Genomic DNA, 14,665 nt, shown 5'->3' with positions numbered 1-14,665 from the left:
CAAACAAACCTTACATTAGCCTGTTAAATATATGTTTTAAAAACTTAATAAATTCTTAACCTCTCTGAAATTGCTTAAATTCACTACGCCTGATTATTATGCGCATCGCATTAATTAAGAAATCCCTGGCATTTTATGACGGAGCAGACCACGTGAATACGCTAGAAATCCACAATGCCATGCTGACATTTGACGATTTTGTCGCGCTGAACGGCATTTCACTGCAGGCCAAAAAAGGGCAATTTGTTTCCCTGCTTGGCCCCTCTGGCTGTGGCAAAACCACGCTGCTTAAAGTCATTGCCGGCTTTTACAGTCTTGATAGTGGCGAAGTACTGATCCACCAGCAGGACATGCATCATGTCAAACCTGAACATCGCGACACGGCGATGTGCTTTCAGTCCTATGCGCTTTTTCCTCACCTTTCCGTTGCTGAAAATATCGGTTTTGGCCTCAGGCAGATGAAGATGGCAAAAACGGATATTCACGATCGCGTAGCGCAGACCGCTGCTCAGGTATCACTCAATGCGCATTTGCCTAAACTGCCGGCGCAGTTATCCGGCGGTCAGCAGCAGCGCGTGGCGCTTGCCAGAGCGCTGGCCGTGCGTCCGGAAATCGTGTTGTTTGATGAGCCGCTGTCAAATCTGGATGCCAAATTACGGGACAGGGTACGACTGGAGATCAGACAGCTTCAGCGCTCCCATGGATTTACCGCCATTTATGTTACCCATGACCGTGCAGAAGCCCTGTCGATGTCTGACATTGTGGTGGTCATGAATGCCGGAAAGATCGAACAAATCGGTACGCCGGATGAGATCTATTATTCCCCGATAAACCGCTTTGTCGCCGGTTTTGTCGGTCAGGCTAACGTGATGGAAGCCCGCGTACTGGACGGAGACAGCAGCAGCGGTATTTATCGTATTGCGTGTGTCATGGGCGAAATGGAAATACACAGTCACCAGCCGCCCGTCTCGGACAAGGTCTATACCTTCTGGCGTCCTGAGGATGCCCTGCTGAGCGAACAGGATACGGGGAAAAACACCCGGGCTTTTGAGATCGGTGCCGTGAGTTTTCTTGGCAATATTTCTGAACTCCAGGTTCATCCGATTGGGCATGAAGAAACAGACTATCAGTGGTGTATCCAGTTAGTCGGCAAAAACACCATACAGGAAGGTGATCGGGTTAACTTCTCCATTGCGCCAGACAGAATCCGTTTTTTACAGGAAAGCTGTTCATGAAAATGCGCAACCGCAACAGGCTTAGCTGGCTGCTGGTTTTGCCTGCCGTCGCGCCGGTCGTGCTGACGCTGGTGCTGATTGTCATCATGGCGCTGGCGCAGTCCGTTGGTCTGTTTAATTTTGGCGCGCCGGCGCATTTCACACTTCAGTACTGGCAAACCATCCTGAACGACAGTCAGCTTTGGCGCGCGACAGGCTATTCACTCAAAATTGGCGTCATCAGTGCCGTTCTGTCCGTCGCGCTGGCGCTCCCGCTGGCACTGTTGCTGAGAAAACCCTTTCCCGGCTCAATGCTGATGGGCGGTTTGCTTAAAGCCCCGCTGATGGTGCACGGACTGGTTGCCGCGCTGCTGTTTATCAATCTGATTTCGTGGCAGGGTTTTATTAACCTGGGGTTACTTAAACTGGGGATCATCTCTCACCCCATCAGGATGCAAAATGACCGCTGGGGAACGGGCGTGATTATTTTGCAGGTCTGGAAACAGCTTCCCTATGCGCTGCTGATTATTACCGGCAGCCTGCGCGCGATTGGTGACGAAATTTTTAATGCCGCGCGGGATTTGGGTGCCGGCAGAGCTGCCCGGCTGTTACAGATCATTCTGCCTTTATCTATCAAGTCCGTTCAGGTGTCGCTGGTGCTGATTTTCATCGGTGCATTAGGTGACTTTTCATTCCAGGTCGTTGCGGGGCCGACCAGCGTGTTCTCTCTTTCGCAATACATGCTGCGCTTCCCCGAAATCAGCGCCCAGGGCTGGAATCTTGCCGCGGTTGTCGCCGTGATTTTAATGCTGGCGGCTTTTGTCGGTGCAGTCGTGCTTGCCGCCCTGGCGAAGTGGCTACAACAAGCCGGAGAACAGCGATCATGAAAGCCAGAGAGACCTTATCCCCGCTGCGAATCGTCATGATGATCATTATCACCGCCCTGTTTATGCTGTGGCTGGTCATTCCCTTTATGTTGACCGTCCTGTGGTCACTGGTCGATAAAACCCATCCGTGGGCATGGCCAGATGCGCTGCCGCCGGTTGTCTCACTGGGCCGTTGGGTGGAAGTCTGGACCACGACCGCGTTACCGCAGGCGCTCAGGAACAGCTATTTACTGGCGGCAACCGTCTCGGTCTGCACGCTGATGCTGTCTCTGCCTGCCGCGTGGGCGTTTGGCAGAATGTCGTTTACGGGCAAACATTTTTTACAGAATGCGATCTTATTGCCGCTTATCGTTCCGGGCTTTGTCGTGGCACTGTTTTTTTCCATGTTGCTTAACGTGGCGGGCATTCACAGCCGGTTTGGCGGCATTTTGCTGGGGCATATTATTATCCTGATGCCTTATGCCGTGCGCATTCTCACCCTGTCGTGTTCGCAGATACGCCAGGACACGCTTGATGCGGCACGGGATATGGGCGCTTCGGTGATAAACCGTTTTTTAGTCGCCTGCCTGCCCACCATCAGGCCGGGAATATTTGCCGCACTAATTATTGTTTTTACGTTATCAATAGAAGAGTTCGCCATAAGTTTCATTGTTGGCTCACCCGATTTTATTACCGTCCCGGCCATTCTCTATTCTTATCTGGGTTATAACTTTATTCGACCCAATGCGGCGGTCATTTCTTTAATGCTGGTTGTGCCAAATGTCATTTTAATGCTGATTGCAGAAAAATTACTGACAAGAAATCCTGTCGCCGCCTTTGCAGGAAAAGGCTGACAGTCTTTAATTCGCGTTATTGGGGAAACATATGTTCAGATTCGTTGCTGCAATATTATTGCTGGCCGGGGCTTTCTGTAGCCAGGCTCAGGATTTAACTACGATGAACTGGGAACAGATTGTCGAACAGGCGAAAAAAGAAGGGGAATTAACCTGGTATCAATGGTATTACCAGGACCGTTTAAAAGAGCAGGTCAGCCTGTTTGAAAAACAGTACGGTATTAACGTTACCCTGTCTGAAGGCACACTACAGGGTAATATTAATAAACTCATGGCAGACCGGGGACGGGATACGGGTGACATTGATCTGTTTTCGATTGGCGGCGGGGCATTCGGGACCGTATCACCTCAGAAAACGTTTTTTGGCCCGATTAATACACTGCTGCCGGCAGGCAAAACCCTGAACTACACCATTGAGGGAACGGACAGTAAAGGCTATGGCGTGGCATTTTGGGGCAACCAGACCGGTCTGGCCTACGATTCGCGCCGCCTGAAAGAAAGTGAGTTACCGCGAACATTGCCGCAGATTACGGCCTTTCTGCAGCGTCATCGTCAGGAGTTTGGCTTCAACGTTGAAAACGGCGGATCCGGCCCGGCCTTTATTGAATCGGTGACGCGCACACGGGTACCGGGTTTTGATTTCACGAAAGGCGATGCGGATCTAAAAAGCCTGACGGCTCTGCAGCCGGCCTGGAACTGGTTCAAACAGCAGCGCCCCAACTACATCATTACGGCCTCCAACGCCGACAGCGTCACCCGGCTGGTCAGCGGTGAATTCCTGCTGGTCCCCGCCTGGGAAGATTATCTGGTGGGATTAGAAAACCACGGTGAAGTCCCGAAAACGATCCGGCTCTATATCCCCGATTTCGGCATGCCCGGCGGCGGAAATATGGTGGCGATACCTGTAAACGCCCCCCATAAAGCGGCAGCGTTGCTGTTTATCCACTGGCTGACGCTGCCCACCACCCAACGGCTGTTTCAGCAGGTTTATGGCATTACGCCTCAAAACAAAGACGTAAATCGTGATGCCGGACTGATTAACAGCAAAGAGCGTATCCATGGCACCCAGTTCATGCCTAAACCGCTGGGTGATGAAGTCAGAACCGAATTTTCTAACCAGGTTTTGCTCAGATAGACCTGCGATATAACCCTAACAGAAGGTAACGCCAATAATGTCGACCCAAAAACACCCTGCACGTGTAGTGAACTCCCGTCTGATTGCCCATCGGGGAGCACCGCTACTGGCACCGGAAAACACGCTACCTTCGTTTCTGGCGGCGGTGGAACACGGCGCAACGTGGATAGAGGTGGATGTCAAACTCACCAAAGATATGCACCCGGTCATTATTCATGACGATTCCGTAAACAGGACAACGAATGGCAAAGGCTATGTGGCGAATCTGACCCTGGATGAGATCCGGTCGCTGGAGGCTGGCGTATGTTACGGCCACCTTTTCAGGGGCGTGAAAGTGCCTACACTGGCTGAAACAGTCGGCTTTGTACTGGATAAAGGCGTCGGGCTACAACTGGAAATCAAACCCACCTCCGGGCAGGAAGTGGAGACGGCGGAGATTGCGATCGCTCAGTTGAAATCACTGTGGCCAGCAAGCGAGAAGAAATTATTCATCAGCAGTTTTTCTGAGATTTCGCTGCAGGTTGCCGCACGGCTTATGCCTGACGTACCCCGCGGGCTGGCGGTTTGCGTCCCGCCGAAAGATCCCGCGGCGCTTCTCGCCAGAACAGGTTGCCAGATCCTGCATTTCCTGGGTGACTTCGCGACAGACGAAGACCTGGCGCGACTGGCCCGTTCAGGTATTGAATTCGCGATTGCCACGATCAATGACCCGGTTCTTGCCCGAAAATATATTGATGCGGGCGCGCAAACCGTATTAAGCGATATACCTGACTTAGCCTTTTAATAAAAAATCACCAGGAAATACGCTACCAGAATGTAATAACACCAGGGAAAGTCATTATAAAAAATGGCCATAACCTTTATGGCCGATATCACCATTTCATGATTTAGCGATTAAACAATACGAATGTGAGATTGAAATAAATACCGTCCTGAGCGGTAACCTCCTCATGCTTCAGCTAACTGAAAAGGGCAGATGATATGCACAATAAAATAAAAACAGCCGCGCCGTATGCAATGTTTTTTATGGTCTCATTCTCTGCATGCTCCGCCGGAATTTATAATAAAGATGGAAATAAGCTCGACCTGTACGGTAAAGTCGATGCGCGCCATGTTTTCTCAGATAATATTGCAGAAGATGGCGACAACTCTTATGCACGCCTGGGTTTTAAAGGTGAGACGCAAATTAATGATCAGCTTACCGGTTATGGTCAATGGGAATACAATTTCCAGCTGAATCACAGTGAAGGCGGTAGCGACGCGCAAACGGGGAATGCCACACGTTTAGGCTTTGCAGGTCTGAAAATGGTCGACTTCGGCTCGTTCGATTATGGCCGTAGCTTTGGGGTACTGTATACCGCCTCCGCCTATACGGATATGGCACCGGTCTTCGGTTCCGGCACCATGACCACTAACGATAACTTCCTGTCAAAACGCTCAACCGGCCTCGCGACCTGGCACTCTCCGGAGTGGGGTGGATTAAAGCTAACCCTGCAGTATCAAGGGAAAAATGACCGCGCAACCGCCAGACTGGCTAACGGGGATGGTTACGGTGCTGGCCTGACTTACAACATTACCGATGGACTGAGCATTGCGGCGGCAGGGATGAAAGCAAAACGGACGCTGACTCAGCAAGCTGACGGTCAGGGAGACGATGCCACCGCCTGGGTAACCTCTGCAAAATATGATGCCAGCCAGATCTATCTGGCCGCCATGTATGGCGAAGCCAGTGACGTTACGCCTTATGGACAGCTGGCACAGGTCGCTGACAAAACCCATAACGTTGAGGCAATTGCGCAGTATCAGTTCCTGAATGGTTTGCGCCCTTCAGTCGGTTTTGTCACGCAGCGTGGCGAAAACCTGCAGGGCGCAGGAAATTTTGCCGGGGGCAGTCAGACGATGCAGAAATATATTGCGGTGGGCACCTATTACTATTTCAACAAGAACATGCTGACCTACGTGGACTATCGCATTAACCTGCTGAAGGAAAACGACTTTACGCGTGCCACCGGCATTTCGACGAAAGACAGTATCGCTATGGGCCTGACCTATCAGTTTTAATCAGGCGGCCTCTGCCTGCACACAAGCTTTAACCTGTGTCGCTTCAATCCTGAAAATCGCTACTGTCGCGAGGCCGGCGAATGCCGGCTTTTTTTACGTCAGTCGCAAGGGGAAGGGTTACAGGGATGAGTCGTGCATGCCCAGGTATGCAACCTGACGGAGGTTTTCCAGCCACTTAACATACGCCTGATCCCATAACGCCGCGGGCGTGCCCGCCTTGCCAAGACCAAATCCATGTCCGCCTTTGCTGATTTGAATCAGCTCAACCGGCACGCGGTTGCGGCGACAGGTGTCGCGCATCAGCTCGGTGTTAAACGGATTTGAGGTGTGATCGTCCTCGGCCTGCGCCAGAAACGTGGGCGGATATTGCCGGGTGACATAGTTCTGCACTGACCAGTTCGCCTCATCCTGCGGCGTGGCATTTTTGCCGACCATCATCAGATGGGTATTAGTGTGCTGATAAGGCGCTTCCAGGGTAATAACCGGATAGATCAGGCCAACACTGTCGACTTTCGGCACCACTTCATCCAGCGGATCGATGGCCGGATACGATGCAAAATCTGGCCGCGCTGCCGCCAATCCCAGCAGATGTCCACCTGCCGAGAAGCCCAGTGCATGCACTTTGCGCTCAAAAGATCGCACCAGCCGGATGGCACGCTGCGCATCCTGCAGCGGTGCCAGCCGTCCCGCCTGCCACTTCTCATGCGGCAACCGGTAGCTGAGCACATAGGCGGTATAGCCACTGGCATTGAGCCAGCGCGCCACCGGCCAGGCTTCGCGGCCCATACCGATCCAGCGATAACCGCCGCCTGCAGCGATTAATACGGCTTCACCATTGGGGTTTTCCGGTTTAAAGCGCTGAATGGCCGGACTGACGATATTTGACCAGGAACCGGTGCTGTTAATATTTAACTGGCCGGATGGGCCGCCGCCGCCGGGCGGATCATCCGGCCAGAGGGGAATAATGTCATCGCGGGCAAATAATTTGCCGGTGGTCATGGAGAGCCCGAGCGCTCCCGTGCCGAGAATAAAGCGTCGACGCGTAATCATAATGCCTGTTGTGTGAAGCCCGAAATGTCAGCAAACCGTTGCGGTAGGCTAAAGAAGTATGAACAAATGCAAGTCTGGTGCACTGGCTGGCGATTATGTACGCAACAGCCCCTGAAAAGCCATAAAAAAACGCGCCCGGCAGGCGCGTTTTATTTCATTCCGTCTGGTTAATCTTCCTGCTGGAACTGCGCCATCACGGCCTGTTCACACTGCTGTTCGTTGACGCGCAGTTTGGCACGCTCATCGTCCCCCAGTTGCAGCCAGGCACTGGCCACTTCACGCGCAGACTCTTCGTCGAATTCGGGCTGATTCATCGCCGACGGTGACTGGCCGCCCGCCACGGTCGATTTCATCTGCTCAACGTAATGATCTGCAGTGGCGACCTTTTTCTCGCCGCTGACGATGTGGCATAACTGACTGGCGTAAACATTCTGCTCAGTGTCAGTGTCATCCGCCGCCAGCGCGCTGCCGGTGGCGAGGATACTCAGCAGCACTATCTGAGTTACTTTCATTCTTAACTCCTGTTCGTTCGGGTTAAACCTTGCGCTGAAGGGCTTCGAGGCGCTTCTGACGCCAGTTCAGCAGCGGCGTCACGGTGGTGCCGTGAACCACCACGCTGCAGACCACCAGCGTTAACGCCATATTGGTCATAATTTCCATCTGCGGGCCTTGCATCCCGTGCGTCCAGGCATAGGCGATGTAGTTCAGACTGCCAATCCCCCGGATGCCCAGCCAGCCAATCAGCAAGCGCTGCCCCAGCGGCAGTCCGGCTCGCATTGTTACCAGCCAGACGGCCAGCGGTCGCACCACCGCAAACAGCACCAGGCCAATCAGCACGCCGTAGATGTTCCAGTGCTGCGCCAGTGTGACGCCCAGCACCACCATCATGCCAGCCGCCAGTAAACGTTCAATAGTATCGCCAAAAGAGAGGGCGTCGCCTACTACAAACCCAATCGATTTGACCATATTCGTGCCGCCCTGATGCGCCAGACGCATGTTAGGATTCACCAGCGCCTCAGAGGGCAATATCCGCTCGTCGTCAGAGAGATCATCCGGCTGATGACGACGGAACACGCCCAGTTCTGCGCGGCGTAATCCCAGCCCGGCGGCAAAGGCAGCCAGGAAGCCGGAAGCACCCAGCCACTCCACCAGTGAATAACTCAGTGCTATCAGCGCCAGCGCCAGAAAATCATTGGGTGCGACATCGCCATTGGCATTGCGCAGTCGGGTCGCCAGCATGCCGATCAACTGCCCCAGCACAAAACCGATGACAAGACCGCCGCCAATCGCCCAGAGCACTTCGACCGCGCCCCAGTGCGCCAGCATCGCGCCATTCAGGCTTTCGCCATTGAACAGCAGCAGCGCCAGCATCAGCAGTGGTAATGCGGAGCCGTCGTTCATGCCCGCCTCGCTGGATATTGCCACACGCAGCGAGTCATCATCCTGCGCATCATTGACCGAGATTAAGCTCGCCAGCACCGGATCGGTGGGTGCGACAATCGCCCCAAACGCCAGCGCAATCGGCCAGTCTAATCCCACAAGGAAGTGTGCCAGCAGGGTCATCGCGGCGACGGTGAGCAGCATGGCGGGAAAGGCCAGCTTCAGCCCGGTGTGCCAGCAGTTGTTCTGCAGCGGCTGACGCAGCTTGAGACCGGTGATAAACAGCGAGGCTGCCATGGTGATTTCAGTGATGTGGGCCACGGCTTCGGAATGGGTAACGATATCAAGGTGGATAACATCAAATCCCCACGGGCCGCACAGCATACCCGCGATCAGAAACAGGCCAAATGAGGTGACTGGCCCCCGGTGAATCCAACCGGAAGCCAGCGACATCAGCAGCAGGAGGCCGCCCGTCGCTGCTGTCCAGGCTAAAAAGTTCATAACACTCCAGAATATTTCGGGTTTATGAATAAGCCTGGCACATTTTTTGACGGGCGAGGTGTCAGTTTTTCAGGTGACGACTGGCGAAGCGGACCGCGACAGCGGCTGCACCAGCTATGGTGGCGAGTGCAACCACGCCATTCCAGCCCCAGTGTGCCAGCGCCAGACTGCCCAGCGCCGCACCGGTCGCCATACCGATAAACACCACGGTAAACAGCAGCGCATTAAGGCGACTACGTGCTTCCGGGGCCAGGCCGTAGACCAGCGTCTGATGCGCCACCAGCGTGGCCTGTACGCCTAAATCAAAGCCGATAGTACAGACGACTATCAGCGCCAGCTGCGCCGGCATGGGCAGTAATGGCAGCAGGAACATCAGCGCAAAAGAGATCGTTACCAGCGCGGCACCCGCCTGCGTGACCCTTGCCGGACCAATGCGGTCAGCAAAACTGCCCGCCAGCGGTGCCGCCATGGCGCCCGCTGCACCGGCTAAACCAAAGGCTCCGGCAACGGCACTGTCCAGATGAAAGCGGTCGCTAAGCATTAACGCCAGTGTCGACCAGAAGGCGCTGAAGGCCACTGACAGCAGACCCTGCGCCAGCGCGGCCCGGCGCAGCGTCTGGTGGTGACGCCACAGATGCACCAGCGACAGCAGCAGGCGCGGGTAGCTTACCGAGGTACCCGGTGTGAAGCGCGGCAGCACACGCCACAGCGTCAGCGTAATCAGCAGCACCGCCAGCGCGGCAATCATATACATGGTGCGCCAGCCGAAATACTCCGCCACCACCCCACTGACCACCCGCGACAAGAGGATGCCAACCAGCAGCCCGGTCATCACCGTGCCGACCGTTTTACCCCGGCTGCGTTCCGGGGCCAGCGCCGCCGATGCAGGCACAATATCCTGCGCCACCGTAGCCGTCAGGCCGGTGATAAAACTGGCAATCAGCAGCGCGCTGAGCCCACCGGAAAAACCACACAGCAGCAGCGCTGCCACCAGCAGTAAGCCCTTGATAAAGATAATGGTGCGACGGTCATGACGATCGCCCAGTGGCGCCAGCAGCAGAATACCCAGTGCATAGCCCGCCTGGGTCAGCATCGGCACCATACCGACTGCGCCAATGCCTGCGTTAAACTGTTTGCTGATGATATCCAGCATCGGCTGGCTGTAGTAAATCGACGCAACGCTGAGTCCGGCACCCGCGGCCAGGGTAAACACCAGCGGTGTGGAGAGCGATTCATTTTGAGTCTGGGTTGATATGGCTGACATGCTGTAATCCTCTTCATTTCGTACAACCATTAAAGCGCATCGCGGTTATACGCGGTAGACTGATATCAGGCAAAACCGTTATGCGTGGTACGTATGAACAATCCTAACAGCAGCGATCGCATCGACCTGATGCAGACCTTTATCCGTATCGTCGAGAGTGGCAGCTTATCGGCCGCCGCGGCCCAGCTGGGTACGACACAACCTACCGTCAGTCGTCGGCTGCAGACCCTTGAGCAGCGGCTGGGGCTGAAGCTGATCCTGCGCACCACGCATGCGCTGAAACTCACCGATGATGGTGAACGCTGCTACGCCCAGGCACGGCAGCTGCTGGCGACCTGGCATACGCTGGAAGATGAGCTGACCGGCGCCAGTGCCGATCCGGTCGGTACACTGCGGGTTCGTGCCCCGCACGCCTTTGGCCAGGATCAGCTGATCGCCCCACTGGTGGACTATCTGCATCGCTATCCCCGGCTCAATATTGAGTGGATGCTGAACGATCGCACGCCCGACTTTATGGCCGAGAATGTCGACTGCGCCATTCAGGTCGGTGCGCCAACCGATCCCTCGGTGGTGGCGGTTCTGCTGGCCGAAGTGCCGCGCATTGTGGTGGCGGCCCCGCACCTGCTGGCACAGTATCCGCCCATAGCGCAGATTGAACAGCTGCGAGATCTGCCATGGCTGGCCCTCACCAGTTTTTACCGTAACGAAGTGGCATTGCAAAAGATTGACGATGGCCAGCCGGTGAATCTGGCGATTACGCCACGGCTGAGCAGTGACAGTTTATATGCGGTGCGCAAAGCGGCGCTGGCGGGCATGGGTGCGGCAATTGTCTCCTCCTGGGCGGTACAGGAAGATTTAGCCGATGGCGACCTGGTTCAGCTGGTGCCTGCGTGGCAGGCACCACCGCTGCCGGTGTGGCTGACTTATCCCTGGGCGAGTTACTACCCGGCCAGGCTGCAACACTTTTTTGCGATGATTAAAGAGGTGATGCCGCAGCTGGCGGGCACGCGTCCGGCGTCGCAGCCAGCAGGTCGTTCAGGGAAAACAGATCGGCAGGGATAACGCAGGGGCCCGCGTCAGCGGGCCACCAGGGGGATACTTTACTTTTTATCGTAGCGCGACATTTTGTCCAGCCAGCCCATCACAAAGGCAGAGAGCACAAAGGTGAGGTGGATAATCACGTACCACATGAGTTTGTCGTTTTCGACATTACGCGCTTCCATGAACACCCGCAGCAGGTGAATCGACGAGATGGCAACGATGGAGGCAGCGACTTTGTTTTTCAGCGAGCCGGAGTCCATCTTGCCCAGCCAGCTCAGCTTCTCTTTGTCTTCGTCGATGTCGAGTTTAGAGATGAAGTTCTCATAACCCGACAGCATTACCATCACCAGCAGGCCGCCAACCAGCGTCATATCCACCAGTGAGAGCAGCAGAAGAATCAGATCGTTTTCCGCAATGCTGAAAATGTTGGGCAGCAGGTGGAAAATTTCCTGGAAAAATTTAATGGTCAGCGCCAGTAATCCCAGCGAAAGTCCAATGTAAACCGGAGCCAGCAACCAGCGCGATGCATACATCAGGTTTTCGGTAAAACGTTCCATACAATCCCACGAATAATCAAACAGGACCGGCAGTATAACTGATCCACTGTGAAGTTATTTCAGCCCTTCGTCAGAAATTTCAGGGGCGGGCGGCAGCGGCAGCGAGAGACGAAATGCCGCGCCACCTTCGGGCCGGTTTTCGGCCCAGATCTGGCCGCCATGGCTCTCGATAATGGTTTTACAGATCGCCAGACCCAGCCCGACGCCCGGCACCGCCGACTCTTTATTGCCGCGCCAGAACTTATCGAATATCCGGGTTAAATCCTCTTCGGCAATGCCGGGTCCGCCGTCCCAGACCGCAATTTCCAGTCGTGATGCTGCACGCCAGGCGCGGATGCCGCGTGGCGCGCTATTACCGGCATACTTCAGGCTGTTCTCTATCAGGTTAGTGAAAACCCGCTCCAGCAGCGTGCTGTCCCCTTTGATCAGCACGATGTCATCCGGCAGGTCGAGCTGGACCTCATGCCCCTTGAGCGAGGGTGCCATGCTGCTCAGCGCCCCACCAATCACCTCTTCCAGCGCCAGCCACTCTTCCCGCAGATTGAGGCCGCCCGACTGAATGCGCGCCATATCCAGCATGTTGCTCACCAGCCGGATGGTGCTGAGCGTCTGCTCGCGAATCTGGCTGGCCTGCGGCACATATTTTGAGTTGTCACTGGCCAGGTCAAGCATCAGCATTTCTGCCTGACCAAACAATACGGTCAGCGGGGTGCGCAGGTCGTGTGACAGCGCCGACAGCAACGCATTGCGCAGCTGTTCACGCTCAGCTGAGAGACGGGACGCTGCCTCGCTGTGAGACAGCGCCATCCGCTCCAGGGCATTGGCGATCAGCACCGTAAAGGTTTCCACCAGCCGCTGCTGCTCAGGAATCATCAGCTGACGCAGGTTCTGCGGCTCCACCACCAGCAATCCCCGGCACTGCGCGCCGCTTTTCAGCGGCAGGATCTGATAAGGCACTGCCGGTAAGGTATCGGTGCCCGCGCCTGCAGGCTGGCCTTTGCTGTAACTCCATTTAGCAATCGCGCGATCCGGCTCGCTGGCCGGTAACGCATCGCCCACCGCTTTCAGCTCGCCCTGCTCATCGGGCAGCAGCAGCAGGCAGCGCGCCTGTAGCGTGGCGTCGAGCACACGCTGGCTGGTGGCGGCGATATCCTGCGGTGTCAACGCGCTGCCCAGCGATTTCGCCATCTCATAGAGCTGACGCGCCCGCTGCTCGCGGTAGCGCGCCACCCGCGCCTGATAGCGCACGCCTGCCGTAAGATTCCCGACAATCACGCCGACCGCCAGCATCACGCCAAAGGTCACCAGATATTGCAGGTCGGAGACCGCCACCGTGCCGGTGGGGGCCACAAAGAAGAGGTCGAAGGCGACGATATTTATCACCGTGGCGATCACCGACGGCCAGCGGCCATAGCGTAGTGCCACGATCACCACCGCCAGCAGGTAGATCATCACGCAGTTGGCGGGATCGAAATTGATCAGCACCGATTGCCCGGCTGCGGTCACCAGGATACAGAGCACCAGCGCCATCATCACGCCGCGCAGCTGAATGCGCCATTTTTCGCTGTTAACACGACCATCCGGCAGCGGATGCGGCGCATCTTTCAGCGGCTCATCCAGCGCCACGACCAGCAGATCGAGATCCGGGCCAAGCTGGCCCAGTCGTTCAGCAAAACTGTCACGCCGCCAGCGCCGAAGCGGGCGACGGCCGGTGACGATTTTGCCCAGATTGTGTTCGCGGGCATAACCCAGCACCGCTTCCGCTTCATCCGGTTCAGAAAGGGTGGCGGTTTCCGCGCCCAGCTCCTGTGCCAGCTGTAATGTGCGCAGGATGGCCCGTCGCCGTGCTTCCGGCAGCCGGTTGAGCCGGGGCGTTTCAACATAGACCGCGTGCCATTCGCTGCCCAGTCGCGCCGCCAGGCGGGCTGCGGTGCGCACCAGCTTTTCACTGCCGCTGTCGTCGCCAATACAGAGCAGAATAGCGTCGCGGGTGTGCCAGACGCGCTCCCGTCCCTGCTGATCGCGCCAGGCGCGCATCTGATCGTCTACCCGATCGGCGGTGCGGCGCAGCGCCAGCTCACGCAGGGCGAAGAGATTACCTTTACGGAAAAAGTTTTCGATGGCGCGCTCAGCACGATCGCCAATATAAACTTTGCCCTCTTTCAATCGCTGGCGCAGATCGTCGGGCGGCAGATCGACCAGCACCACTTCGTCGGCACTGTCAAAAAAGGGATCGGGTACGGTTTCGCGCACCTGAATGCCGGTGACGCCGCCGACCACATCGTTGAGGCTCTCAAGATGCTGCACGTTGACGGTGGTCAGGACGTCGATGCCCGCTTCCAGCAGCTCCTCAATATCCTGCCAGCGCTTGGGATGGCGCGAGCCCTTAACGTTGGTGTGCGCCAGCTCATCCATCAGGATGACGGCAGGATGGCGGGCCAGCGCGGCATCGAGATCAAACTCTGCATGACGTGAACGGCCGGTGGCGCGACGCGGCAGCAGGGTTAATCCTGTCAGCAGCTGTGCGGTTTCCGGCCGTTCGTGGGTCTCTACCACGCCGATCAGCACATCCAGACCCTGCGCACGCAGCCGCTGTGCCTCCTGCAGCATGGCGTAGGTTTTGCCCACGCCAGCACAGGCACCAAAGTAAATTTTCAGCTGTCCGCGATGCGTTTCGCGGTTAGCCTGCAGCAGCGCGTCGGGATCGGGACGCTGGGGTTCGTGGTTCATCGCTTCCTTAAC

Annotated in this window: 13 protein-coding genes; 7 read left to right on the top strand and 6 right to left on the bottom strand. The window is 56.1% G+C overall.

Annotated elements, in window-relative coordinates; genetic code table 11:
- Positions 1–98: 98 nt before the first annotated feature.
- From KTJ90_RS01270 to KTJ90_RS01245, 6 genes are all read left to right on the top strand, one after another.
- Positions 99–1,235: an ABC transporter ATP-binding protein gene (locus KTJ90_RS01270; RefSeq protein ID WP_499025856.1), complete on the top strand. Its 1,137-nt coding sequence runs from the start codon at positions 99–101 to the stop codon at positions 1,233–1,235.
- Positions 1,232–2,101: an ABC transporter permease gene (locus KTJ90_RS01265; protein WP_499025854.1), complete on the top strand. Its 870-nt coding sequence runs from the start codon at positions 1,232–1,234 to the stop codon at positions 2,099–2,101. Before KTJ90_RS01270 ends, KTJ90_RS01265 begins: the two co-directional genes overlap by 4 nt.
- Complete coding sequence (locus KTJ90_RS01260) at positions 2,098–2,934, top strand: ABC transporter permease (RefSeq protein WP_105099948.1); 837 nt, start codon at positions 2,098–2,100, stop codon at positions 2,932–2,934. Before KTJ90_RS01265 ends, KTJ90_RS01260 begins: the two co-directional genes overlap by 4 nt.
- 31 nt (positions 2,935–2,965) lie before the next feature.
- Complete coding sequence (locus KTJ90_RS01255; RefSeq protein ID WP_033743318.1) at positions 2,966–4,069, top strand: extracellular solute-binding protein; 1,104 nt, start codon at positions 2,966–2,968, stop codon at positions 4,067–4,069.
- A gap of 37 nt (positions 4,070–4,106) precedes the next feature.
- Positions 4,107–4,853, top strand: a complete 747-nt coding sequence (locus KTJ90_RS01250) for a glycerophosphodiester phosphodiesterase family protein (RefSeq protein ID WP_003852105.1) — start codon at positions 4,107–4,109, stop codon at positions 4,851–4,853.
- 197 nt (positions 4,854–5,050) lie between these two features.
- Positions 5,051–6,130 (top strand): porin OmpC, encoded by a 1,080-nt coding sequence (locus KTJ90_RS01245; protein ID WP_003852104.1) that lies wholly within the window; start codon positions 5,051–5,053, stop codon positions 6,128–6,130.
- A gap of 117 nt (positions 6,131–6,247) precedes the next feature.
- Here the strand turns inward: KTJ90_RS01245 and KTJ90_RS01240 are convergent, their stop codons facing one another.
- The 4 genes from KTJ90_RS01240 to KTJ90_RS01225 all read right to left on the bottom strand — a co-directional run bounded on the left by KTJ90_RS01240 (position 6,248) and on the right by KTJ90_RS01225 (position 10,325).
- Positions 6,248–7,180, bottom strand: coding sequence for an alpha/beta hydrolase (locus KTJ90_RS01240; protein ID WP_003852102.1), 933 nt, complete (start codon positions 7,178–7,180; stop codon positions 6,248–6,250).
- Positions 7,181–7,347: 167 nt separating this feature from the next.
- Positions 7,348–7,692, bottom strand: a complete 345-nt coding sequence (locus tag KTJ90_RS01235; RefSeq protein WP_008926325.1) for a hypothetical protein — start codon at positions 7,690–7,692, stop codon at positions 7,348–7,350.
- Positions 7,693–7,714: 22 nt separating this feature from the next.
- Complete coding sequence (locus tag KTJ90_RS01230; protein ID WP_003852099.1) at positions 7,715–9,061, bottom strand: cation:proton antiporter; 1,347 nt, start codon at positions 9,059–9,061, stop codon at positions 7,715–7,717.
- A 61-nt stretch (positions 9,062–9,122) separates the two neighbouring features.
- Positions 9,123–10,325, bottom strand: coding sequence for an MFS transporter (locus KTJ90_RS01225; protein ID WP_008926326.1), 1,203 nt, complete (start codon positions 10,323–10,325; stop codon positions 9,123–9,125).
- A gap of 93 nt (positions 10,326–10,418) precedes the next feature.
- On the opposite strand from KTJ90_RS01225, the gene KTJ90_RS01220 reads away from it, so the two are divergent.
- Complete coding sequence (locus KTJ90_RS01220; RefSeq protein WP_003852095.1) at positions 10,419–11,387, top strand: LysR family transcriptional regulator; 969 nt, start codon at positions 10,419–10,421, stop codon at positions 11,385–11,387.
- Positions 11,388–11,425: 38 nt separating this feature from the next.
- On the opposite strand, the gene KTJ90_RS01215 is transcribed toward KTJ90_RS01220, so the two are convergent.
- Entirely contained in the window at positions 11,426–11,923 is a 498-nt protein-coding gene (locus KTJ90_RS01215; protein WP_003852093.1) for a TIGR00645 family protein, read from the bottom strand.
- A 54-nt stretch (positions 11,924–11,977) separates the two neighbouring features.
- A complete protein-coding gene (gene kdpD, locus KTJ90_RS01210; RefSeq protein ID WP_039661150.1) occupies positions 11,978–14,653 on the bottom strand; it encodes a two-component system sensor histidine kinase KdpD in 2,676 nt (891 codons plus the stop codon).
- Positions 14,654–14,665 lie beyond the last annotated feature (12 nt).

This window comes from Pantoea jilinensis, from assembly GCF_019104105.1.
Classification (GTDB): Bacteria; Pseudomonadota; Gammaproteobacteria; order Enterobacterales; family Enterobacteriaceae; genus Pantoea; species Pantoea eucalypti.
The sequence above is the reverse complement of the archived record's forward strand: the minus strand, read 5'-3'. Positions and strand labels throughout refer to the sequence as shown.

Excerpts from the sequence above, each read along its gene's own strand:
- KTJ90_RS01225 (WP_008926326.1), bottom strand. The coding sequence starts at position 10,325 with ATGTCAGCCATATCAACCCAGACTCAAAATGAATCGCTCTCCACACCG.
- kdpD (WP_039661150.1), bottom strand. The coding sequence starts at position 14,653 with ATGAACCACGAACCCCAGCGTCCCGATCCCGACGCGCTGCTGCAGGCT.
- KTJ90_RS01260 (WP_105099948.1), top strand. The coding sequence starts at position 2,098 with ATGAAAGCCAGAGAGACCTTATCCCCGCTGCGAATCGTCATGATGATC.
- KTJ90_RS01270 (WP_499025856.1), top strand. The coding sequence starts at position 99 with ATGCGCATCGCATTAATTAAGAAATCCCTGGCATTTTATGACGGAGCA.
- KTJ90_RS01240 (WP_003852102.1), bottom strand. The coding sequence starts at position 7,180 with ATGATTACGCGTCGACGCTTTATTCTCGGCACGGGAGCGCTCGGGCTC.
- KTJ90_RS01215 (WP_003852093.1), bottom strand. The coding sequence starts at position 11,923 with ATGGAACGTTTTACCGAAAACCTGATGTATGCATCGCGCTGGTTGCTG.
- KTJ90_RS01245 (WP_003852104.1), top strand. The coding sequence starts at position 5,051 with ATGCACAATAAAATAAAAACAGCCGCGCCGTATGCAATGTTTTTTATG.
- KTJ90_RS01235 (WP_008926325.1), bottom strand. The coding sequence starts at position 7,692 with ATGAAAGTAACTCAGATAGTGCTGCTGAGTATCCTCGCCACCGGCAGC.
- KTJ90_RS01250 (WP_003852105.1), top strand. The coding sequence starts at position 4,107 with ATGTCGACCCAAAAACACCCTGCACGTGTAGTGAACTCCCGTCTGATT.
- KTJ90_RS01220 (WP_003852095.1), top strand. The coding sequence starts at position 10,419 with ATGAACAATCCTAACAGCAGCGATCGCATCGACCTGATGCAGACCTTT.
- KTJ90_RS01265 (WP_499025854.1), top strand. The coding sequence starts at position 1,232 with ATGAAAATGCGCAACCGCAACAGGCTTAGCTGGCTGCTGGTTTTGCCT.
- KTJ90_RS01255 (WP_033743318.1), top strand. The coding sequence starts at position 2,966 with ATGTTCAGATTCGTTGCTGCAATATTATTGCTGGCCGGGGCTTTCTGT.
- KTJ90_RS01230 (WP_003852099.1), bottom strand. The coding sequence starts at position 9,061 with ATGAACTTTTTAGCCTGGACAGCAGCGACGGGCGGCCTCCTGCTGCTG.